Annotated in this window: 22 protein-coding genes and 1 pseudogene; 12 read left to right on the forward strand and 11 right to left on the reverse strand. The window is 70.3% G+C overall.

The genetic code is table 11. The features are described 5' to 3' along the window. Positions 1-16 precede the first annotated feature (16 nt). Entirely contained in the window at positions 17-865 is an 849-nt protein-coding gene (locus A4X16_RS16885; protein WP_067123050.1) for an exodeoxyribonuclease III, read from the reverse strand. A gap of 37 nt (positions 866-902) precedes the next feature. Between A4X16_RS16885 and pyrE the strand changes: the two genes are divergently transcribed. After that, positions 903-1,463 (forward strand): orotate phosphoribosyltransferase, encoded by a 561-nt coding sequence (gene pyrE / locus A4X16_RS16890; RefSeq protein ID WP_067123053.1) that lies wholly within the window; start codon positions 903-905, stop codon positions 1,461-1,463. Next, positions 1,460-2,362, forward strand: coding sequence for an ROK family protein (locus A4X16_RS16895; protein ID WP_067123055.1), 903 nt, complete (start codon positions 1,460-1,462; stop codon positions 2,360-2,362). Before pyrE ends, A4X16_RS16895 begins: the two co-directional genes overlap by 4 nt. A 21-nt stretch (positions 2,363-2,383) precedes the next feature. On the opposite strand, the gene A4X16_RS16900 is transcribed toward A4X16_RS16895, so the two are convergent. Further along, positions 2,384-2,755, reverse strand: coding sequence for a hypothetical protein (locus A4X16_RS16900; RefSeq protein ID WP_231880412.1), 372 nt, complete (start codon positions 2,753-2,755; stop codon positions 2,384-2,386). Positions 2,756-2,956: 201 nt separating this feature from the next. Here A4X16_RS16900 and A4X16_RS16905 point away from each other — a divergent pair, with 201 nt between their 5' ends. Continuing rightward, positions 2,957-4,108, forward strand: coding sequence for an anhydro-N-acetylmuramic acid kinase (locus A4X16_RS16905; protein ID WP_067123057.1), 1,152 nt, complete (start codon positions 2,957-2,959; stop codon positions 4,106-4,108). Between the two features lie 23 nt (positions 4,109-4,131). On the opposite strand, the gene A4X16_RS18190 is transcribed toward A4X16_RS16905, so the two are convergent. From A4X16_RS18190 to A4X16_RS16930, 6 genes are read right to left on the reverse strand one after another with little or no spacing between them, the layout of a single operon-like run. Continuing rightward, positions 4,132-4,302, reverse strand: coding sequence for a hypothetical protein (locus A4X16_RS18190; protein WP_197491871.1), 171 nt, complete (start codon positions 4,300-4,302; stop codon positions 4,132-4,134). Beyond that, complete coding sequence (locus A4X16_RS16910; RefSeq protein WP_067123060.1) at positions 4,299-4,868, reverse strand: YdeI/OmpD-associated family protein; 570 nt, start codon at positions 4,866-4,868, stop codon at positions 4,299-4,301. Before A4X16_RS16910 ends, A4X16_RS18190 begins: the two co-directional genes overlap by 4 nt. Before the next feature lie 11 nt (positions 4,869-4,879). Then, positions 4,880-5,689, reverse strand: coding sequence for an HAD-IIA family hydrolase (locus A4X16_RS16915; protein ID WP_067123063.1), 810 nt, complete (start codon positions 5,687-5,689; stop codon positions 4,880-4,882). Between the two features lie 53 nt (positions 5,690-5,742). Continuing rightward, on the reverse strand, positions 5,743-6,375 hold the full coding sequence (locus A4X16_RS16920; RefSeq protein WP_067123066.1) for a metal-dependent transcriptional regulator: 633 nt from the start codon (positions 6,373-6,375) through the stop codon (positions 5,743-5,745). Positions 6,376-6,389: 14 nt separating this feature from the next. Further along, positions 6,390-6,692: a hypothetical protein gene (locus tag A4X16_RS16925; protein ID WP_067123070.1), complete on the reverse strand. Its 303-nt coding sequence runs from the start codon at positions 6,690-6,692 to the stop codon at positions 6,390-6,392. Between the two features lie 44 nt (positions 6,693-6,736). Next, the gene (locus A4X16_RS16930; protein WP_067123073.1) at positions 6,737-8,023 is read right to left on the reverse strand and encodes an Nramp family divalent metal transporter; all 1,287 of its coding nucleotides are present in this window, start codon (positions 8,021-8,023) and stop codon (positions 6,737-6,739) included. Positions 8,024-8,102: 79 nt separating this feature from the next. Between A4X16_RS16930 and A4X16_RS16935 the strand changes: the two genes are divergently transcribed. Continuing rightward, positions 8,103-8,759, forward strand: a complete 657-nt coding sequence (locus A4X16_RS16935; RefSeq protein ID WP_067123076.1) for a TrmH family RNA methyltransferase — start codon at positions 8,103-8,105, stop codon at positions 8,757-8,759. A 116-nt stretch (positions 8,760-8,875) separates the two neighbouring features. Then, positions 8,876-9,282 (forward strand): annotated as a pseudogene (locus A4X16_RS17650) (VOC family protein). A 12-nt stretch (positions 9,283-9,294) separates the two neighbouring features. Here A4X16_RS17650 and A4X16_RS16940 read toward each other — a convergent pair. Then, positions 9,295-10,614, reverse strand: coding sequence for an MATE family efflux transporter (locus tag A4X16_RS16940; RefSeq protein WP_067123079.1), 1,320 nt, complete (start codon positions 10,612-10,614; stop codon positions 9,295-9,297). A gap of 113 nt (positions 10,615-10,727) precedes the next feature. Here A4X16_RS16940 and A4X16_RS16945 point away from each other — a divergent pair, with 113 nt between their 5' ends. The 3 genes from A4X16_RS16945 to A4X16_RS16955 all read left to right on the forward strand — a co-directional run bounded on the left by A4X16_RS16945 (position 10,728) and on the right by A4X16_RS16955 (position 14,421). Next, positions 10,728-11,297, forward strand: coding sequence for a J-domain-containing protein (locus A4X16_RS16945; RefSeq protein WP_067123082.1), 570 nt, complete (start codon positions 10,728-10,730; stop codon positions 11,295-11,297). A gap of 55 nt (positions 11,298-11,352) precedes the next feature. Further along, complete coding sequence (locus tag A4X16_RS16950) at positions 11,353-13,317, forward strand: M13 family metallopeptidase (RefSeq protein ID WP_067123084.1); 1,965 nt, start codon at positions 11,353-11,355, stop codon at positions 13,315-13,317. Positions 13,318-13,497: 180 nt separating this feature from the next. Beyond that, positions 13,498-14,421, forward strand: a complete 924-nt coding sequence (locus A4X16_RS16955; RefSeq protein ID WP_067123088.1) for a serine hydrolase — start codon at positions 13,498-13,500, stop codon at positions 14,419-14,421. Between the two features lie 12 nt (positions 14,422-14,433). Here the strand turns inward: A4X16_RS16955 and A4X16_RS16960 are convergent, their stop codons facing one another. Together A4X16_RS16960 and A4X16_RS16965 are read right to left on the reverse strand one after the other, a co-directional pair. Further along, complete coding sequence (locus A4X16_RS16960) at positions 14,434-15,876, reverse strand: MFS transporter (RefSeq protein WP_067123091.1); 1,443 nt, start codon at positions 15,874-15,876, stop codon at positions 14,434-14,436. Positions 15,877-15,945: 69 nt separating this feature from the next. Beyond that, positions 15,946-17,409: a peptide MFS transporter gene (locus tag A4X16_RS16965; protein ID WP_067123094.1), complete on the reverse strand. Its 1,464-nt coding sequence runs from the start codon at positions 17,407-17,409 to the stop codon at positions 15,946-15,948. 92 nt (positions 17,410-17,501) lie between these two features. On the opposite strand from A4X16_RS16965, the gene A4X16_RS16970 reads away from it, so the two are divergent. From A4X16_RS16970 to A4X16_RS16985, 4 genes are all read left to right on the forward strand, one after another. Further along, on the forward strand, positions 17,502-18,200 hold the full coding sequence (locus A4X16_RS16970) for a GNAT family N-acetyltransferase (RefSeq protein ID WP_067123097.1): 699 nt from the start codon (positions 17,502-17,504) through the stop codon (positions 18,198-18,200). Between the two features lie 81 nt (positions 18,201-18,281). Then, positions 18,282-19,667: a glycine--tRNA ligase gene (locus tag A4X16_RS16975; RefSeq protein ID WP_067123102.1), complete on the forward strand. Its 1,386-nt coding sequence runs from the start codon at positions 18,282-18,284 to the stop codon at positions 19,665-19,667. A gap of 1 nt (position 19,668) precedes the next feature. Beyond that, complete coding sequence (locus A4X16_RS16980) at positions 19,669-20,400, forward strand: hypothetical protein (RefSeq protein ID WP_067123105.1); 732 nt, start codon at positions 19,669-19,671, stop codon at positions 20,398-20,400. Positions 20,401-20,455: 55 nt separating this feature from the next. Then, positions 20,456-20,938, forward strand: a complete 483-nt coding sequence (locus tag A4X16_RS16985; protein ID WP_067123107.1) for a hypothetical protein — start codon at positions 20,456-20,458, stop codon at positions 20,936-20,938. Positions 20,939-20,958 lie beyond the last annotated feature (20 nt).

Below are 20,958 nucleotides of genomic sequence, written 5' to 3' on the forward strand. Positions count from 1 at the left end.
GGCGTCGGAGCCTGCGTCAGGAGAAGATCATCGGAAGGTCGTCGTCGGCATCGTCCTCTCCGCCGAGATCGAGCTCCGCCACCACCGGCACGTGATCGCTCGGCTGCTCGCCCTTGCGCTCCTCGCGGTGGATCGAGGCGCCCGTCACCGCGTCGGCGAAGGTGCGCGAGCCGAGGATGAAATCGATGCGGATGCCCTCGTTGCGGGGGAACTTCAGCCGCTGGTAGTCCCAGTAGGTGTACCCCTCGGGGAGCAGCGGCCGCACGACGTCGGTGACCCCGGCGTCGGCGAGTGCGAAGAACGCGTCGCGCTCGGGAGGGGACACGTGCGTGGAGACGCCCTCGACGATCGCGGGGTCTCCGTTGTCATGGGCGAACGGGATGATGTTGAAGTCGCCGACCAGGGCGAGGGGGAGGTCGGGGTTCGCCGACAGCTCGGCGGCCGTCGCCTTCTTGAGTTCCTCGAGCCAGTGCAGCTTGTACCGGTAGTGCGGGTCGTCGAGCGAGCGGCCGTTCGGCACGTAGAGGCTCCAGACGCGGACGCCGTCGACCATCACGCCGAGCGCGCGGGCCTCGAGCGGCGCGTCAGGACCTTCATGCCCCTTCGCGAAGCCCGGCATGCCGTCGAACGCGGTGCGGACGTCGGTGACGGGCAGTCGGCTGGCGATCGCGACGCCGTTCCACTGGTTCAGGCCGTGGACCTCGACGTGATAGCCCGCCTCTTCGAACGGCGCGTAGGGGAACTGCTCGGGCTTGCACTTGATCTCCTGCATCGCCAGCACGTCGATGTCCTCTCGGACGGCGAACTCGACGGTGCGGGTCACGCGGGTGCGGATGGAGTTGACGTTCCAGGTGGCCAAGCGCATGCGTCAAGCCTAGGCCGTGCCTCCTACACTGGATGCCGTGACCGCACTCGACACAGATCGCCAGACGCTCCTCGACCTCATCACGGACGAGGCGGTGTTCCACGGCGACTTCACCCTCTCGAGCGGCAAGAAGGCGACGTACTACGTCGACATGCGCAAGCTCACACTCGATCACCGCGCGGCTCCTGCCATCGGCCGCGTCATGCTGGACCTCATCGGCGACCTCGACGTCGTGGCGGTCGGGGGCCTGACGCTCGGCGCCGACCCGATCGCGAACTCGGTGCTCCATGCGTCGGTCGCGACCGACCGGCCGCTCGACGCGTTCGTCGTGCGCAAGGAGCCGAAGGACCACGGCCGCGGCCGCCAGATCGAGGGCGCCGATGTCGCGGGGAAGCGCGTCGTCGTGCTCGAGGACACCTCGACCACGGGCCAGTCCGCGCTCAAGGCCGTCGAGGCTCTGCGCACGGAGGGCGCGGAGGTCGTGGCCGTCGCCGTGATCGTCGACCGCAAGACCGGGGCACAGGCCGCCGTCGAAGCCGAGGGTCTCGAGTGGCGCGCAGCCTTCGACCTCGACGACCTCGGACTCGACCCGCAGTGACCAGGTACGCCTTGGCCGTCGATGTCGGCGGCACCAAGATGGAGGCCGCGCTCGTCGATGAGCACGGCACACTGGTCGAGGGCAGCCGCTCGCGTCAGGCGACCGGCCGGGAGGCGACCCTCGAGTCGTTGGACGCCGCCGTCGTCTCGATCGTTAGGCACGCCCTCACGGCGTTGCCGGCGGATGCCGAGCTCGTCGGGGCCGGGGCAGGCAGCGCCGGACCGATCGACCGTGGTGCCGGCGCCATCATGCCGGTGAACATGCCGCTCGGCCGGGGTTTCGGCCTCGCCGAGTCCGTCCGCGCCGCGGCATCCGGCGTTCTCGGGCGCGATGTGCCGACGATCCTGGGTCACGACGGCGGTGCGCTCGCGCTCGCCGAGTCCTGGCTGGGTGCCACGCAGGATGCCGGGGCCTCGCTGTCGATCGTCGTGTCGACCGGCGTCGGCGGAGGCTTCGTCGTGAACGGCGCCTACATCCCGGGAGCAACGGGCAACGCCGGACACCTCGGACAGGTGCGCCGTGAGGGCGGGCTCACTCTCGAGGAGATCGCGTCGGGGCCTGCGAGCGCCGCGTGGGCTCAGCAGCAGGGCTGGACCGGATCGACCGGCGAGGACCTCGCCCGGGACTCCGCGGCGGGGGACCCCATCGCTCGGGCCGCGATCGAGCGCTCGGCGACGGCGGTCGGTGAAGCGCTCGCGGATGCCGCGACGCTCGTCGATCTCGATGTCGTCGCGATCGGCGGCGGATTCTCGCGGGTGTCGGCCGACTACATCGACCTCGTGCAGCAGGCGCTCACCGCGAGCGCGGCCCATGAATACTCGCGCCGTACCCGCGTGGTGCGCTCGGGCCTCGGCGATGAAGGTCCGCTCATCGGCGCCGCGGCGCTCGTCCTGCGCTGAGGCCCGCTTCCCGAAGCGCGGTCACCGCGACGCGACGACGAGGTGGCGCTGCGGGCCCTCGATGCGTGCCATCGCGATCTTCAGGTCGGTCGTGTCGGCCGCGACAGCGTCGATGCGCGCGACGAGGGACCTCTCGACCTCGGACAGATCGCTTGCGACAGCGTCGATGCGCGCGACGAGGGACTTCTCGACCTCGGACAGATCGCTTGCGACAGCGTCGATGCGGGCGGAGAGCTTCGCTTCGACTCCGTCGATGCACGAGGAGAGTTTCGTTTCGAGCCCGTCGGTGCGCCGGACGCACCAGGAGAAGCCCGCGAACATCGCCACTGCCAGCGTGACCACGATGCCCACGGCGCTGAGGACGATCGCGATGATCTCTGCGGACACGAACATGCTCCCATTCTGCGGGTGGACGGTGGGGTCTCGCAGAATGCTACGCAGGCGACGACCAGGGTGACCGGCGGTGCGGGTCATCGATCGGGCAGTGGGGAGAACGCGGTCTGAGAGGTGGTCGTGCAGGACAGGTCACCGTCTTCCGTTCGCCTCCTTAACAAAACCGTCATACGCTCGTAGGAGGCGACGGAAGGATCACGCATGCGCGTACTCGGACTGCTCTCAGGCACCTCTCATGACGGGATCGATGTCACGGTCGTGGCCTTCGAGGAGAGTGACGGAGAGCTGCGCGGCACCGTCCTGCACGAGGACAGCGTCCCGTACGACCCCGAGCTGCGTGCCCGCCTCGTCGCGGCGCTGCCGCCCGCGCCGACCACCTTCGCCGAGATGTGCGAGCTCGACACGCTGATCGGCCAGGCGTTCGCGGAGGTCGCGGCGTCCGCATCCGCGGCGGTCGGGGGAGTGGATGCCGTGTGCACGCACGGCCAGACCGTCTACCACTGGGTCGACGGAGGGCACGCGCGCGGAACCCTCCAGATCGGCCAGCCCGCGTGGATCGCCGAGCGTGTCGGCGCACCGGTGGTGTCCGACGTCCGTATCCGTGACATCACGGTCGGGGGGCACGGCGCACCCCTGGTGTCCTACCTCGACGAGCTCCTCCTGCGCGGCCGCGCGGGCGTCTCGGCAGCCGTCAATCTCGGCGGCATCGCGAACATGACCGTGGTCGGGCCCGACGGCCTGTCGGCGTACGACATCGGCCCGGCCAACGCGCTCGTCGACGCGGTCATCGTGGCGGAAGGACTGAACGAGCTCGGCTACGACGCGGACGCCGCGGTCGCGCGCACCGGGGTCGTCGATCACGACCTCCTCGCGGCGCTGCTCGCCGACCCGTACTACGCGCTGCCCGCGCCGAAGAGCACGGGCAAGGAGCACTTCCACCTCGAGTACGTGCGTTCGCGCACAGAGGGGCGTGACGTCGCGGTCGCCGACCTCGTGCGGACGCTCACCGAGCTGACCGTCCGCACGGTCGCGCAGGACGTGCACGCCGCCGGCATCGGGTTCCTCGCGGTCTCCGGCGGGGGATGCCACAACCCGCTGATCATGGACGGGCTCCGTGCGGCCCTGCCGCTCGTAGACGTGGTGCTCGCGGACGAGCTCGGAGCCCCCGTCGACAGCAAGGAGGCGATCCTGTTCGCGCTGATCGGCTGGTGCACGATGCACGGCGTGGCCGCTGTGACGCCCGGCGGAACGGGTGCACGGGAGCCGCGCATCCTCGGCACGATCACCCCGGGACCGGGTCCGCTCCGGATGCCGGAACCGATCGACAGGGTCCACAGCCTGACGCTGAGCTGAGCTGAGCTGAGCTGAGCTGAGCGTCAGCGCTTGCGGTCGTCGTCGTCCCAGGGGCCTTCCCACCAGCCGGCGCGGCCGTCGCCGTCCGCGCCGCCGCCACGGCGCCGCGAGCGGATGAACTGCACGATGAACACCGTCAGCGAGCTCAGCAGGATGACGAACAGGACCAGGAACAGCAGGTCGGACTGGTTCACGGGCGCTTCCCCTCCGCGGCATCCGCCACGATCTTCGCGATCCGGGCGGATCGGGTCTCGGCGCGCTTCGCCATGGCGATGTGCGTGAGGCCGAACTTCTTCACGGACTTCGGGAAGGCGTCCCAGTGGGCGCGCGCAGCGGGCACCGCGTCCAGCGCCGCCGTCAGCTCCTCGGGCTCGATCCCGGCCTCCGGGCCGTCGAGCATCGTCCACGATCCGTCGGCCTTGGCCGCCTCCAGCACCCGGATGCCGGCCGGAGCGAGCAGCCCGGCGGCCTCGAGGTCGACCAGCCTGGCCTTGTTCGTCGCCGCCCACCCGCTGCCGCGACGGCGCGGCGAGAACCACTGGCCGACGGTCGTGTCGTCGAAGGTGCGCACCGGTCCGTCGATCCAGCCGAAGCACAGCGCCTGTCGCACCGCGTCGTCGTACCCGACGCCTGCGGCGCCCCCGCCGCGCACGCTGAGCAGCCAGACGCCGGCCCCGCGTTCGTGGTGCTCCTCGAGCCAGGCGCGCCACGCCGCGGCATCCGCCGCCGAGACCCGCTCGCCCTCGTCGAGTGCGCCCATGTCCGCGCCTGTCAGTCCTCGTCGAGCGTGGGGATCGACTCGGTGACCGTCGGCAGCAGATCGGCGACCGAGTCGACGATCTCGTCCGGGCGGAACGGGTACTTCTGCACCTCGGCCTCGTCGCTGATGCCCGTCATCACGAGCACGGTGTGCAATCCCGCCTCGATGCCCGCGATGATGTCGGTGTCCATGCGGTCGCCGATCATGCCGGTCTTCTTCGAGTGCGCCCCGATCTTGTTCAGGGCGGAGCGGAACATCATCGGATTCGGCTTGCCGACCACATAGGGCTCCTTGCCCGTGGCCTTGGTGATGAGCGCGGCGATCGCGCCGGTCGCCGGCAGCACCCCGTCGGCCGAGGGGCCCGTCGCGTCCGGATTCGTGACGATGAAGCGGGCGCCCTTGTTGATGTGCCGGATCGCCTTGGTGATCGCCTCGAACGAGTAGTTGCGCGTCTCGCCGACGACGACGAAGTCGGGGTCCGTCTCGGTCATGATGAACCCCGCCTCGTGCAGAGCGGTGAGGATGCCGGCCTCGCCGATCACGAAGGCCGAGCCGCCGGGCAGCTGCTGGCGCAGGAAGTCCGCCGTCGCGAGCGCCGATGTCCAGATGCGGTCCTCGGGGACCACGAGTCCGCTCGCTCGCAGCCGAGCCGAGAGATCGCGCGCCGTGAAGATCGAGTTGTTGGTGAGCACCAGGTAGGGGATCTCGTTCTGCTCCCAGCCGGCGAGCAGCTCGGACGCGCCGGGGATGGCGGTGTTCTCATGCACGAGCACGCCGTCCATGTCGGTCAGCCAGCATTCGATGTCGTCACGGTGTCCCATGTGCACAGCCTATTGGGCGGTGCCGACGGACGGGGTCCGGGGTCACCGCGTGGTCAGGCGGTGAGCCAGACCACGTCCGCCGCGCCGTCGGGCAGCTCCCGATCGACACCCGCGAGCTCGAGGCCTGCGGCCGTCGTGGTGACCTCGGCGGCGACCACGAGGCCGAGCGACTCGAGTGCACGCAGCAGCTCGGGGTCCCGGTCGTCGACGCGCAGGACTCGTCCGGAATGTCCCGTCGGCGCGTCCGCGAGCAGCACGAACGGCTCGCGGTGGACGACGCCAGCGGCATCCGGGATGGCGTCGCCGTGGGGATCGAACCGCGGGCGGCCGAGCCTCTCGTCGATCCCCTCGAGCAGGCGATCGCTGATGGTGTGCTCCAGCACCTCGGCCTCGTCGTGCACCTCGTGCCAGCCGTAGCTGAACTCCTGCACGAGCCACGTCTCGATGAGACGGTGCCGGCGCACCATCGCGAGTGCGCGTCGCGTTCCGGCATCCGTCAGCCGCACAGCGCCGTAGGGCACGTGCGAGACGAGGCCCGCCGCGGCGAGCTTCTTGACCATCTCGGTCACGGACGAGGGGGCGATGCCCAGCTTCGCGGCGAGCACCGACGGCGTGATCGGCGCATCCTGCCATTCGGTGTGCGCGTAGACGGTCTTCAGATAGTCGTCAGCTGCCGGGGATGCCACCGTTCCAGCCTAGATCAGGAGTTCGCGACCTCCACGAGCAGCCCGAACGCGACCTGTCCGGCGAAGAACACGACGAGGAAGCCGAGCAGCGCGGCGAACAGCGACAGACGCCCGTCGAACCCCTCGACGTCGGCGATGCCGATCTTGCGCGCGCGGAAGGCGAGGACGAGCGTCGCGATCCCGAGCGCGAGCTGCACCCACGGGCCGCCGACGGGGAGAACCGAGGGGAACGCCACGAGCAGTGCTCCGACCACGCCGGTCGCGATGCCGATCCAGGTGAGGATGCGGACGGAGCGGCGCGCGGAATCGGCAGACATGGTGTCGAGCCTAATCCTCGCCCCCGACCCGCTCGAACCGTCACTCAGGCGCCGGAGAGCACGAGCCAGAGCAGTGCGGCGTTGAGGGCGATGAGAAGCACGGATGCCACGACGCCGGCCACCGTCGTCCACGCGCGGTTCGCCCACTCGCCGAGCGTGCGGCGCTGGGCCGTCAGGGCGACGAGGGGGATCAGGGCGAAGGGGATGCCGAAGGACAGCACCACCTGGCTGAGCACGAGCGCCAGCGTCGGATCGACGCCGACGCCGAGGATGACGAGAGCCGGCATGAGGGTGACGAGCCGTCGGGCGAGCAGCGGGATGCGCACCCGCAGGAGGCCGTGCATGATCTCCGCACCCGCGTAGGCGCCGACCGACGTCGACGCGAGGCCCGAGGCCAGCAGCCCCACCGCGAAGAACGTCGCGACGACGGGGCCCAGGCCGGAGGCGAGCGCCGCGTGCGCGCCTTTGAGCGAATCGGTGCCCTCCACGCCGGCGAGGTTGGCGGCGGCGAGCAGCAGGATGCCGAGGTTCACCGTCCCGGCGATGAGCATGGCGATGGACACGTCCCAGCGGGTGGCCGTGAGCAGCCGCCGGATGCGGGACGTGTCGGTGCGCGCGGCCTCGGTCGGCGCGTGCGTCCCCGCGGCGCCGAAGCGATCGCGAGTGAGGGAGGAGTGGGCGTAGATCGCGTGCGGCATGATCGTCGCCCCGAGGATGGAGGCTGCGAGCAGCACCGACCCGGTGCCCTCGAACCGAGGGAGGAGACCGCCGACGACGCTCGCCGCGTCCGGCGGGGCGACGAAGAGGCCGGCGATGAAGGCGACGGTGATGATCGCCATGAGCGCGATGATGACGAACTCGAACGGGCGAGGACCCCGCCGGCTCTGCACCACGAGGAGCGCCATCGACACGGCCCCTGTGATGAGACCGCCGAGGAGCAGCGGGATGTCGAAGAGGAGATGCAGCGCGACGGCCCCGCCGATGACCTCGGCCAGATCGGTGGCCATCGCGACGAGCTCCGCCTGCAGCCAGTACGCGCGTCGCGCCCAGGGCTTCGTGAGCCGGCTGCCCAGGACCTCGGGCAGGCTCTGTCCGGTGACCACGCCGAGCTTGGCGGACAGGTACTGGATCAGCCAGGCCATCACGTTGCCGGCGATCACCACCCAGACGAGCAGGTATCCGTACTGAGCGCCTGCCGTCATGTTGCTCGCGACGTTGCCGGGGTCGAGGTAGGCGACTCCGGCGACGAGTGCGGGTCCGAGCAGCCAGAGGCTCCGCGGCGGTGTGGTCCGCGCGACGGGAGTGTCGTCGATCGCTGCAGTTTTCGGCATGCCGAAATCGTAGCGGATTTTTCGGTGAGCCTAAATATCCGCAGCCGGCGAATGCGAGGGAGCCGGATAGCCTGGTCGGATGGACGACCAGCCCCCGACGCACGCCGAGACGAGCGGCTCGCCCGCGCAGCCGGGGTACGGCGTCGGGCCGTGGCCGGGCGGCGAGGCCGCCTGGCCGAAGGACGACCGCTACGACCGGGAGCTGCTCGCCGGCGGCGACACCCGGAACGTGATCGACCGCTACCGCTACTGGCGGATGGAGGCGATCGTCGACGACCTCGACACGCGGCGGCATCCGTTCCACGTCGCCATCGAGAACTGGCAGCACGACATGAACATCGGCTCGATCGTGCGCAGCGCCAACGCCTTCCTCGCGGACACCGTGCACATCATCGGCCGGCGACGCTGGAACAAGCGCGGCGCCATGGTCACCGACCGGTACCAGCACGTCGTGCACCACGACGACGTCGAGTCGTTCGCCGCGTGGGCGGAGGCCGAGGGCATCCCGATCATCGCGGTCGACAACGTCGAGGGCGCCGTGCGCGTCGATCGCGCCGACCTGCCGCAGAGCTGCGTGCTGCTCTTCGGTCAGGAGGGGCCCGGCCTCTCGGATGCGGCGCTCGCCGCGGCATCCGCGCACGTGGAGATCACCCAGTACGGCTCCACGCGGTCGATCAACGCGAGCGCCGCCGCGGCCGTCATCATGTACGAGTGGTGCCGCAGGTACGCGGACTGAGCCCTCGACACGGTTCGGCGACGCGCGTAGCGTGAGTGCCGATCGAGGAGGCCGCCATGGCAGATCTGACCCCCATCCGTCCGTTCCTCTGGTTCGACGGTCGCGCACAGGAGGCGATGGACTACTACGTCTCCGTCTTCCCGAACTCGTCCGTCGATGCCGTGGCCCACTATCCCGACGAATCGCTCGACCGCCACTTCCGGGGCATGGGCGGCAAGGTCATCAACGGCGAGTTCACGCTGAACGGGATGCCCTTCGGCTGCCTCGACGGCGGGCCGGAGTTCACCTTCAACGAGTCGGTCTCGTTCTCATCGCGTGCGAGGACCAGGCCGAGATCGATCACTACTGGGCGGCGCTGTCGGCCGTTCCGGAGTCGGAGGCCTGCGGCTGGTGCAAGGACCGCTTCGGCGTCAGCTGGCAGATCGTCCCCGCCGGACTGGATCTGCTGCAGCAACGGCCGGAGCAGATCCAGGCGCTCATGCACATGAAGAAGATCGTGATCGCCGAGCTCGAGAGCGCGTGAGCGGGAGTCCCGTCACCCGCCGGCGCTGAGCCATCGCCCCGACCGGACCCGCCACCCGAGGGTCGCCAGGCGGGCGAGCAGATAGATCCCGAAGAACGCGACGGCGAGCCAGACCAGCCCCGCCCATCCGTCGACGCCCGTGGCCGCGATGAGCCAGAGCGCCGGCAGGAAGGGGACGAGGTTCAGACCTCCCGCGATCGCGAGGTAGCGGGCGTCGCCCGCGCCCATCAGCACGCCGTCGAGGACGAACACCACCCCGGCGACCGGCTGCGCGATCGCGAGGACGAGGAGTGCGGGCTGCACGAGCGCCGCGACCTCCGCGTCGCCCGTGAAGACGATGCCGAGCACGCCGGATGCCGCGGCGATGAGCGCGCCCACGGCGACGCCGAACCACGCGCCCCACGCGACGGTGCGGCCGAGGACGCGGTGCACCTGCTGCTCGTCGCCGGCGCCCAGCTCCTTCCCGATCAGCGCCTGAGCAGCGATCGCGAGGGCGTCGAGGGCGAAGGCGGCGGCCGAGAAGATCGTGAACACGATCTGCCAGCCCGCGAGCTCGCCGGTGCCGATCCCGGTGGCCACCGCCACGGTCACGAGCAGTGCGGCCCGCAGGCTCACGGTGCGCAGGAACAGCCAGCCGCCCGACCGCGCCGTGCTGCCGAGTCCGTCGCGCCGGGCGCGCAGCGAGGCGTCGTGGCGGGCGGCGAGTCGCCGCACCACGAGGACGTACGCGCCGACCATGCCCCACTGCGCGACGACCGTGCCCGCGGCGGAGCCGGCGATCCCCCAGCCGAGACCGTAGATGAAGAGCACGTTGAGCAGGCCGTTCGCGCCGAAGCCGAGCCCGGCGATCCACAGCGGCGTGACGGTGTCCTGCATGCCGCGCAGCAGGCCCGTGGCGGCGAACACGATGAGCATCGCGGGGAGCCCCCACATCGACACCACGAGATACGCGTTCGCGTCGGCCGCCACCGCGTCGCTCGCACCGAACAGGGAGACGAGCCAGGGGGAGGAGGCGGCGCCGGCGGCGGCCAGCACGGCGCCGATCGAGAGAGCCAGCCACATCCCGTTGATGCCGACAGACACGGCCTCGCCGGGCCGCCCGGCACCGAACAGCCGGGCGACGGCGGGGGTCGTCGCGTAGGCGAGGAACACCATGAGGCCGACGATGGTCTGCAGCACGGCGCCGGCGATGCCGAGGCCGGCGAGGGGCGTCGTGCCGAGATGCCCGACGAGGGCCGCGTCGACGATGAGGAACGCGGGCTCGGCGATCAGGGCGCCGAGCGCGGGGACGGCGAGGCGCAGGATCTCGCGGTTGAGGGTGCGCCCGGTCATCCTCCGAGCCTATGGGCTGGCGCCGACGTCCGGAGGCCTCCCGGTCCTCCGGCCCGTCCGTGCCCGCGCGGTCGTACGCTGGAGGGACCGACCGGATGCCACGGAGGTGCGACATGAGCGATCCGCGCGAGGCTGCAGCGAGGTACCGCGCGCGCCGGCAGGGCGACCTCCCGGACGAGGCGAGCGATGCCGACGCCGGTTCCCCGCCCGGTGCCGCCGCGGCCGTCGACCGCGCCGCATACATCGAGACGGCGATCCAGATCGCGATGCGCCGAGGAGATTTCGACGATCTGCCCGGGGCGGGCAAGCCCATCCCGGGTCTCGGCACCCACCACGACCCGGACTGGTGGATCCGGCGCAAGATCCAGACCGAGAACCTCACCGGGCTCGGACCGCCCGCGATCATGCTGCGGGCCGAGGACCGGGCCCTCGACGAGCGCCTCGATCACCTCCGGCACGAGGCCGAGGTGCGTGAGGCGCTGGAGGACTTCAATCGCCGTGTCGTCGAGGCGCGTCGGCAGCTGCAGGGCGGACCGCCGGTCGTGACGGCCCTCCGCGAGGTCGACGTCGAGATCGAGGCGTGGGCGGCACGACGCGCGGCCCGCGCCGCGGAGCCTTCCGCCGCCGCGGAGGCTCCGGCCCCGGGGCGACGTCGCCGCTTCGGCATCCGTCGCCGGTCCTGACCACGCACGCAGCTCGCCCTGCCGCGAATGTCCGACCGCCGCCTAGGCTGTTCGCATGACAGATGTGCTTCCCTCCGGCCTGGAGACCTCCGAGTTCAGCTCCGACATCCGCCCGCAGGACGACCTGTACAGGCACGTCAACGGATCCTGGCTCGAGCGCACCGAGATCCCCGGCGACAAGGCGCGGTGGGGGTCGTTCCATCTCCTCGCCGAGCAGGCCGAGAAGGACGTGCGCGCCATCATCGAGGAATCGCAGGATGCCGAGGAGGGCACCCTGGCACGCAAGATCGGCGACCTCTTCGCGAGCTTCATGGACACCGAGCGCATCGCCGCGGCCGGCGCCACCCCGCTCGTCTCGACCCTGGCCGAGATCGACGCGATCGACGGCATCCCCGAGCTGCTGCGCGTCGCCGGCGCCTACGACCGCGACGGCCGCGCCCACCTCATCGGGTTCTACGTCGACGGCGATCCCGGCGATCCCGAGCGCTACCTGCCCGTCATCGTGCAGTCGGGCCTCTCGCTCCCCGATGAGAGCTACTTCCGGCTCGACACGTTCTCCGACACGCGCGCGGCGTATCACGCCCATCTCGAGCGTCTGCTGACCCTCGCCGGCGTCCAGGACCCGGCGGCGACGGCGGACAGCGCCATCGCGCTCGAGACCGAGCTCGCCGGGCACCACTGGGACAACGTGCGCAGTCGCGACGCGGTCGCCACCTACAACCTCCGGACGTGGGACGAGGTGCAGGAGCTCGCCGGCGTCGACCTCACGCCCTGGCGCGACGCCGTCGCGCCCGAGCGCCCCGAGGCCTTCGCCGAGATGGTCGTCTCGCAGCCCAGCTTCCTCGAGGGGCTCGGCGGCCTCCTCGTCGACGCACGTCTCGACGACTGGAAGGCCTGGCTGCGCGCGCAGGTGGTGCACGCCGCAGCGCCCTACCTGACCGACGACTTCGTGCAGGAGAACTTCTCGTTCTACGGCACCGAGCTCACCGGCGTGCCCACGATCCGCGAGAGGTGGAAGCGCGGCGTCTCGGTGACGGAGGGCGCGCTGAGCGAGGCCATCGGCAAGGTGTACGTCGAGCGCCACTACCCGCCGACCGCGAAAGCCGCGATGGACGAGCTCGTCGCGAACCTCATCGAGGCGTACCGGCAGAGCATCGCCGACCTCGAGTGGATGACCGCCGAGACGCGTGAGCGCGCCCTCGCGAAGCTCGACTCCTTCACCCCGAAGATCGGCCACCCCATGGTGTGGCGCGACTACTCGTCGCTCGCCATCGACCGGTCCGACCTGTTCGGCAATGTGCGCCGGGCGGCGATCTTCGAGCACGACCGCAACGTCGCGAAGATCGGCGCCCCCATCGACCGCGACGAGTGGCACATGCCGCCGCAGATGGTGAACGCGTACTACAACCCCTCGATGAACGAGATCGTGTTCCCGGCGGCGATCCTGCAGTATCCGTTCTTCGACGCCTCCCGCGATGCGGCCGCCAACTACGGCGGCATCGGCGCGGTGATCGGCCATGAGATCGGTCACGGCTTCGACGACCAGGGCAGCCGCTACGACGGCGACGGCAAGCTCGAGGACTGGTGGACTGATGCCGATCGCTCGGCGTTCGAGCAGCGCACCAGGGCTCTCATCGCGCAGTACGACGAGCTCGTGCCCGAGGGTCTCGACGCCGAGCACCACGTGAACGGCGCCCTGACGATCGGCGAGAACATCGGCGACCTCGGCGGCCTGGGCATCGCGCTCAAGGCGTACGAGCTCTCGCTGGCGGGCGCCGAGGCGCCGGTGGTCGACGGCTACACGGGGGTGCAGCGCCTCCTGCTGTCGTGGGCTCAGGTGTGGCAGCAGAAGAGCCGCGAGGCCGAGACCCTGCGCCTGCTCACGATCGACCCGCATTCGCCGAACGAGTTCCGGTGCAACCAGATCGTCCGCAACATCGACGCCTTCTACGAGGCCTTCGACGTGTCCGAGTCGGATGCTCTGTGGCTGCCGCAGGACTCGCGAGTGACGATCTGGTGACACGTCGGTCCTGACGGCCTCCGCCTCGTCGGGGTGCCCTGCTTACCGCCGCGTGACCATCAGATGACCGATCTCCGGCGTATGTAGGGCATCCTCACCTGAGGGGGTTACGATATCCGTGCTGCGGGGGCTGGACCCCGCAGCATCCCGCCCATCCAACCCCCCTGTTAAGGATCACGCGTGGGTGCTCCCGAGCCTGTCGACGGGCCGTCCCTGGCCTCGCTGCGCCGCTCTCAGCGGACCAGCCGGCGCCTGCCGCGGCGTGCCGCCGCAGGCCGCCGCTCCTTCACCTCGACGCTGCGTGCGCTCGAGGAGCTGGCCGACGCCGGGGCGCAGGTCTCGGTCCACGTCGTCGACCTCGACTCCCATGTCCACGTCCTCGCGGGTGACGACCACGTCACCATGCCCGTCGCCGGGCTGGGGGTCGTCCCTCTCCTGATCGAGGTGGCGCGCGGATTCGACGACGGGTCCCTCGATCCGCTCGAGATCGTCGAGCGCGGCGCGGTCGATCCGGTGTCCACGTCGGGCGTGTGGCGTCACCTGCATGCACCCGCCCTGCCGCTCGAGGACCTCGCGGTGCTCGCCGCGACCTCCGGTGATCCGATCGCCGTGAACGCGCTGCTGCAGAAGGTCGGACACGATCGGGTGCGCGAGCGCATCGAGACGCTCGGGCTGCGCCGCACGGCGCTCCTCGATCGGTTCCGCGACGAGCGGGGTCCGGACGACGCCCCGCAGGTGGCGGTCGGGTCCGCGCGCGAGCTCGCCGGCCTGTTCTCGGCGCTCGTGAACTCCCAGGTGGTCAGTGCGCCGGTCAGCGCGCAGGTGGCCGAGTGGCTGAGCCTCAACCAGGACCTCAGTCTCGTGGCCGCCGCCACCGGACTCGACCCGTTCGCACACGATCACGACGCGCACGGTCTGCTCTTCATCAACAAGACCGGTCGCGACCGCGGCGTCCGCGCAGAGGCGGGAGTGCTGGGCGGTCCGCGCGCCGGCGTCGCCTACTCGCTGATCGTGTGCTTCGACGACCTCTCCATCACGCATCGACTGCGCGCGCACGACGTGTTCCGGGTGCTGGGCGTCGAGCTCATGGAGTACACGCACTGACTCGCGGACCGGCTACCCCGGCAGCGACGGGTGCTGCTCGGCGGCACGCTGGCGGGGGATGAACAGCGACAGCACGAGTGCCACGATCCCGGCAGCGATCGCCAGCCAGAAGCACACGTCGAATGCCGCGCGAGTCGGCACGGAGACCCCGCCGACGTCGACGCTCATCGCCGCGAGCACTCCGCCCATGACCGCGGAGGCGCTGGACGTGCCGACCGAGCGGAACAGCGCGTTCAGTCCGTTCGACGCCCCTGTCTCGTTCGCGGGCACCGACCGCATGATGATCATGGGCATGGCGGCGAACGTGAACCCGATGCCGACGCCGATCAGCAGGTTGCCGACGAGGATGTGCCACACCTCGCTCGACCACAGCAGCACGAACACGTACGCGAGCACGATGGCGCCGGCCCCCACGGTGAAGAGCGGGCGCGGACCGACCGTGCGCTCGAGCCAGCCGGAGAGCGGCGAGATGACCATCATGACGAGACCCGCGGGCATGATCACGAGGGAGGCCGCCACCATATCGAGGCCGAATCCGGAACCGGTCGCCACGGGCATCTCGAGCAGCTGCGGGAACGTGACGTTCGAGGCGAAGAGCGCGAAGCCCATGCCGATCGCCGCGATGTTGGTGAACAGCACCGCAGGCCGGGCCGCGACCCGGAGGTCGAGCAGAGGGTCCTTCGTGCGCAGCTGATACCAGCCCCAGACCAGCAGCACGCCGACACCGCCGATGATGCACGCGAGGGTGAGCGGGGCCGTCCAGCCCCACTCGGCGCCGCGGGAGACGAACAGCAGGATGCCGGTGAGCCCGATCGCCAGCCCGATCGCGCCGACCACATCGAGGCGGCCGGGGAAGCGGAGCACGTCCTCGGGCACGAGGGCGAGCACGAGGGCGAGACCGACGACGCCGAGTCCGGCGGCCAGCCAGAACAGCCAGTGCCAGTCGGCGTTCTCGGCGAGGAGCGCCGCGACCGGCATCCCGATCGCCCCGCCCACGCCCATCGTCGCGCTCATCAGCGCGACCGCCGTGCCGAGGCGCTCGGGAGGGAGCACGTCGCGCATGATCGCGATGCCGAGAGGCACCACGCCCGTCACCGCGCCCTGCAGGGCCCGGCCGATGATGACCCCGACGATCGAGCCCGACAGCGCGGCGATCAGCGAGCCGACGATCAGCAGTCCGAGCAGGGCGATGACGACGCGTCGCTTGCCGTACATGTCGCCGAGGCGCCCCGAGATCGGCGTCGCGACCGCGGCGACGAGCAGGGTGATGGTGACCACCCACGTCGTGTCCTCGCGCGAGGCGTTCAGCAGACGGGGGAGCTCGGCCTGCAGCGGCACGACGAGCGTGAACATGAAGGAGGAGCAGAGCCCGGCGAAGGCGAGCACGGCGACGATCGCCCAGCGGGGAGGTGTCCGGGAGAGCCGTCGGCGTGCGCGATCGTCGTTCTCTCCCATCCCCTCAGGCTATCGGCGATCCCGACACCGGGACGCGCGCCTGGCACGTCCGGGGCGTTGCTCCTCCGCTCAGCTGACGCCCTTCATGAGACGCAGCACGGGCTTGACCGCCAGCAGCAGGCCGATGCCGACGATGATCGCGATGCCGCCGAGAATCGAGAAGTACGGGATCTCGTTCTCGGGATCGTAGAACTGCACGAGCCATCCGGAGATGGCCGTGCCGAGCGCGATCGAGAGGAAGAACAGCGCCACCATCTGGGTGTGGAACACGGCCGGGGCGAGCTTCGTGGTGACCGAGAGCCCCACCGGGGAGATCAGCAGCTCGGCGATCGTGAAGACGAGGAGGATGCCGACGATCGCGAGGAGCGGGGTCGAGTTCGCGCCGCCGCCCGCGAACGGGAGGAAGAGCAGGAACGCCGCGCCCATGATGATGGCGCCGAAGGCGAACTTGACGGGCGTGGACGGCTGACGGGTGCCCAGGCGCGTCCAGATCGCCGCGAAGACGCCGGACAGGATGATGATGAACACGGGGTTGATCGACTGCACCCACGACACGGGCATCTCGAAGCCGAGGATGTTCCGGTCGAGGCGCTCGTCGGAGTAGACCGTCAGCACCGTGAACTGCTGCTGATACAGCGACCAGAACGCGACGCTGGTGACGAACAGCGGCAGGAAGCCCCAGACGCGCGACCGCTCGGAGGCGTCGATGCGGCGACTCGTGAGGATGACGGCGAAGTAGGCGACCGCGGCCACGACCGTGCCGATGATCACGATCGTCGAGAGGTTGTCGGCCTGGATGACCCCGACCAGCACCAGCACGACGATGAGCGCGATCGCGGCGGCGGCGATGATCCCGACCAGCGGATAGCGCGAGCGCGGCAGCGGGTTCGGCACGCGCCGCGCCTCGTCGGGCAGCGCACGGCGTCCGAACGAGTACTGCACGAGCCCGAGCATCATGCCGATGGCGGCGAGGCCGAAGCCGTAGTGGAAGCCGAGGGTCGACTGCAGGATGCCGGTGAGGATCGGACCCAGGAAGGCGCCGAGGTTGATCCCCAGGTAGAACAGCGAGAAGCCGGCGTCGCGCCGGGTGTCCTCCGGGCTGTAGAGCGTGCCGACGACCGCGGTCGCGTTCGCCTTGAGGCCGCCGGAGCCGAGGGCGACCAGCACGAGGCCGACGCCGACCCCGAGGAATCCGGGGAGCAGCGCGAGGGCGACGTGCCCGGCCACGATCACGATCGCGCTGAGGAACAGCACGCGCTCGGAGCCCAGCATCCGGTCCGCGATCCAGGCGCCGAGGATCGTGGAGAGGTAGACGGACCCGCCGTACGCGCCGACGATCCCGCCGGCCACGGCCTGAGGGAGCCCCAGGCCGCCCTCGGTCACCGAGAAGTACAGGTAGATGAGCAGGATGCCCTGCATGCCGTAGAAGCTGAAGCGCTCCCACATCTCGACGCCGAAGATGTGGACGAGCGCCCAGGGCTGCCCGAAGAACCGGGTGTCGCGCGCGGTGGCCGCGGTATCGCTGGATGCCATCCCTCCACGGTACGCCCCTCGCGGCGCGTCGATCACGGTCGTTCTGCGTCCCGCGATTCCGCGATCGCCGCCGAGAGGGGCAGACTGGGGGCGTGCGAACCATCCGTGACCTCGACACCGTTGAACTGATCATCGACGCGCAGGGCCTGCTGGACTCGATCCGCGGCCCCGAGCGCGTCATCGACGCCGGCACGCTGCGCGCGCTGCAGCAGTCGGGCAATTACGTCGTCGGACTCTTCGACGCCGATGCCGACGGCGGCGAGGAGCGCATGGTCGGGGCGTCGATCGCGTTCTTCGGCGCTCCCGGGCGCCGCGCCATGCACTCCCACATCACGGCTCTGCTGCCCGAGTACCGAGGCCGCGGGTGGGGCCGCGAGCTCAAGGAGCACCAGCGCCAGTGGGCGTTCTCGCGCGACGTGGGCCGCATCACCTGGACCTTCGACCCGCTGGTCGCCCGCAACGCGCACTTCTTCCTCTCCGTGCTCGGGGCCAGGGTGACCGGCTACTCGATCAACCGCTACGGCATCTTCGGCGGAGGGGATGCCGGAGACGAGAGCGACCGGCTCGACGTCGAGTGGGCGCTGGCCGACATCGCGAAGGCGCCGGCATCCGAGACCGTCGTCGAGACGCTCGAGATCCCCGCCGACATCGAGGCGATGCGAGAGTCCGACCCGGATGCAGCGCACGAGTGGCGCATGCGGCTGCGGGCCCAGATGGAGGGGCTGCTCGGCAGCGGCCTGCAGATCGCCGGCTTCGACGCCCGGAAGGGCTATCTCTTCACCCGGGCGTGAGAGTTGCGCTCCACCGGGCGCGGATAAGATTGAGGTGCCCGTGATCACGGGCGTTCTCCGCATCCGACCATTGGAGCCACCGTGGCCGAACAGTCCCGTCTCGACAAGGTCATCGCCCTTGCCCGCCACCGCGGGTTCGTCTTCCAGGCGGGTGAGATCTACGGCGGCTCGAGGTCGGCGTGGGACTACGGTCCCCTCGGGACGGAGCTCAAGGAGAACATCCGGCGTCAGTGGTGGCAGACGTTCGTGCGCGGACGCGGCGACATGGTCGGTCTCGATTCCAGCATCATCCTGCCCAAGCGCGTCTGGGAGGCGTCGGGCCACGTCGCCACCTTCACCGACCCGCTGGTCGAGTGCCTGAGCTGCCACAAGCGCTTCCGCGCCGACAACCTCATCGAGGACTTCGAGGCGCGCAAGGGTCGCAAGGCCGAGAACGGCCTCGCGGACGTGCCCTGCCCGAACTGCGGCACCAAGGGCCAGTACACCGAGCCGAAGTCGTTCTCGGGTCTCGTCAAGACCTACCTGGGCGTCGTCGACGACGAGTCGGGCCTGCACTACCTGCGCCCGGAGACCGCGCAGGGCATCTTCGTGAACTTCTCGAACGTGCTCACCGCCAGCCGCAAGAAGCCGCCGTTCGGCATCGGCCAGGTCGGCAAGGCATTCCGCAATGAGATCACCCCCGGCAACTTCATCTTCCGCACGCGCGAGTTCGAGCAGATGGAGATCGAGTTCTTCACTCCGCCGGCCGATGCGCAGGAGTGGTTCGAGCACTGGGTCGAGGCGTGCTGGAACTGGTTCATCGATCTGGGCATCGATCCCGAGAACATGCGCCAGTTCGACGTCCCCGAGGACGACCGGGCGCACTACTCCGCCGGCACGATCGACGTCGAGTACCGCTTCGGCTTCGCCGGCAAGGAGTGGGGCGAGCTCATGGGTGTCGCCAACCGCACCGACTACGACCTGTCCAGCCACAGCGAGGCTTCGGGGCAGAGCCTCACGTACTTCGATCAGGCATCGGGCGAGCGCTACACGCCGTACGTCATCGAGCCGTCGTTCGGACTGACTCGCGCCATGATGGCCTTCCTCGTCGATGCCTACCGCGAAGAGCAGGTGCCCAACGCCAAGGGCGGAACCGACGTGCGCACCGTCCTGAAGCTCGACCCGCGTCTGGCGCCGGTCAAGGCCGCGGTGCTGCCGCTCTCCCGCAACGAGCGGCTGTCGCCGCTGGCGCGAGAGGTGGCCGACACCCTGCGCAGCTCGTGGGCGGTCGACTTCGACGACGCCGGCGCCATCGGCCGCCGCTACCGCCGCCAGGACGAGATCGGCACGCCGTTCTGCGTCACGGTCGACTTCGACTCCCTCGACGACCGCGCGGTCACGGTGCGCGACCGCGACACCATGGCGCAGGAGCGCGTGTCGATAGACACCCTGCACGACTACCTCGCGGAGCGACTCAAGGGCGCGTGAGGTGAGCGGTCCGGGGGGAACCGTGCAGGAGGAGCGCCGGGCGGCGATCCGGAGCGTGGCGGCGATCGTCGTGGTCGCCCTGGCGATCAATGGCCTGCTGCTCGCCGTCCTCGATCTGAAGGACGACGACGGCGCGGCGCCGATCATCGCGATGTTCGGCGTGCCCGCCCTGGCCTCCGCTCTGGTGATCCAGATCATCATGTCGCGGCTGAGCGAGCGGCGGCGGGTGCCCGCGCCGGTCCTGTGGCTCATGCTCGCGGTGCTCCCCTTCGGAACCCTTCTCGGCTTCGTCGTCGCGATCGCGCGCGAGCCGGAGTACTTCATCGGCGAAGAGAGCCCCTGGATGCTGGTCTGGGTGCCGATCCTCATCTGCGTGGGGGTCATGCTCGGCGCGGTGGTCTGGTTCTTCCTCGTCTTCCCCCTCGCGTCGCTCATGAGGGTGATCCGCCTGCTCTCGCGGGGTGAGGCGAAGCCGGCAGCGCTCATCATGCCGCTCGTGCTGCTCACGCTCGGCGTGGTGTGCGTGGTCGGCGGTCTGTCGGTGTCGACCGGCGAGATCGGGCGACGGGCCGAGACGCAGATCATCGCGGCGTTCTTCGGCCTCCCCGGCACCTACGACGTCATCTGGGAACCGGGCCTGTGGATCGTGCGCGCGATCGTCGCGGTGATCGTCGCGACCTTCGCCGTCCCCGCGCTCGCGGCGCGCCTGCGGACCCGGGCGGACGCCCGCTAGCGGTGTCGGCCCGCCGGGCGTCGACCTCGGGGCGCGGCAGTCCTATGCTGACGGCATGATCGCCGACTGGAGCGAGTTCAACGTGGCCATGGCCGGAGCGACCGCAGCGCTGGCGGGCCTCGTCATCGTCGCGGCGAGCGTGAACATCCGCGAGATCGTCGATTCGAAGACCCTCACCGCACGGCTGCTCGCCGGCATCGCTGCGCTCGTGCTCGCCCTGACGGTGTCGGCGCTCGGTCTCGTGCCCGACATCGATGCCGTGTGGTTCGGGGTGCTGACGCTCGCGGTGACGGCGTCGGTCACGGTTCTGCAGGTGAACGTGGCACGACTCATCGCTCGCGATCCGGATCCGGCCGATCGCGCGCGGATGCTGAAGTACCTGGTCGGGTTCCTGCCGCTCGCCGCCTATGCCGCCGCGGGTGTGCTGGTCGCTCTGCAGCATCCGTCGGGGATGTACTTCGCGGCGGTCGGATGCGTGCTGGCGATCGTGTCGGCCATCGTGGTCTCGTGGGTCGCGCTCGTCGAGGTGTTGCGCTGAGCGCACAGGCGAGGGCGCGA

The organism is Microbacterium sp. H83 (assembly GCF_001650405.1).
Lineage (GTDB): Bacteria > Actinomycetota > Actinomycetes > Actinomycetales > Microbacteriaceae > Microbacterium.

Bases quoted from the DNA above. Each gene is read 5' to 3' on its own strand.
- A4X16_RS16885 (WP_067123050.1), bottom strand. From the start codon at position 865: ATGCGCTTGGCCACCTGGAACGTCAACTCCATCCGCACCCGCGTGACC.
- A4X16_RS16900 (WP_231880412.1), bottom strand. From the start codon at position 2,755: ATGTTCGTGTCCGCAGAGATCATCGCGATCGTCCTCAGCGCCGTGGGC.
- A4X16_RS16905 (WP_067123057.1), top strand. From the start codon at position 2,957: ATGCGCGTACTCGGACTGCTCTCAGGCACCTCTCATGACGGGATCGAT.
- A4X16_RS16910 (WP_067123060.1), bottom strand. From the start codon at position 4,868: ATGGGCGCACTCGACGAGGGCGAGCGGGTCTCGGCGGCGGATGCCGCG.
- A4X16_RS16915 (WP_067123063.1), bottom strand. From the start codon at position 5,689: ATGGGACACCGTGACGACATCGAATGCTGGCTGACCGACATGGACGGC.
- A4X16_RS16925 (WP_067123070.1), bottom strand. From the start codon at position 6,692: ATGTCTGCCGATTCCGCGCGCCGCTCCGTCCGCATCCTCACCTGGATC.
- A4X16_RS16930 (WP_067123073.1), bottom strand. From the start codon at position 8,023: ATGCCGAAAACTGCAGCGATCGACGACACTCCCGTCGCGCGGACCACA.
- A4X16_RS16935 (WP_067123076.1), top strand. From the start codon at position 8,103: ATGGACGACCAGCCCCCGACGCACGCCGAGACGAGCGGCTCGCCCGCG.
- A4X16_RS16940 (WP_067123079.1), bottom strand. From the start codon at position 10,614: ATGACCGGGCGCACCCTCAACCGCGAGATCCTGCGCCTCGCCGTCCCC.
- A4X16_RS16945 (WP_067123082.1), top strand. From the start codon at position 10,728: ATGAGCGATCCGCGCGAGGCTGCAGCGAGGTACCGCGCGCGCCGGCAG.
- A4X16_RS16950 (WP_067123084.1), top strand. From the start codon at position 11,353: ATGACAGATGTGCTTCCCTCCGGCCTGGAGACCTCCGAGTTCAGCTCC.
- A4X16_RS16960 (WP_067123091.1), bottom strand. From the start codon at position 15,876: ATGGGAGAGAACGACGATCGCGCACGCCGACGGCTCTCCCGGACACCT.
- A4X16_RS16965 (WP_067123094.1), bottom strand. From the start codon at position 17,409: ATGGCATCCAGCGATACCGCGGCCACCGCGCGCGACACCCGGTTCTTC.
- A4X16_RS16985 (WP_067123107.1), top strand. From the start codon at position 20,456: ATGATCGCCGACTGGAGCGAGTTCAACGTGGCCATGGCCGGAGCGACC.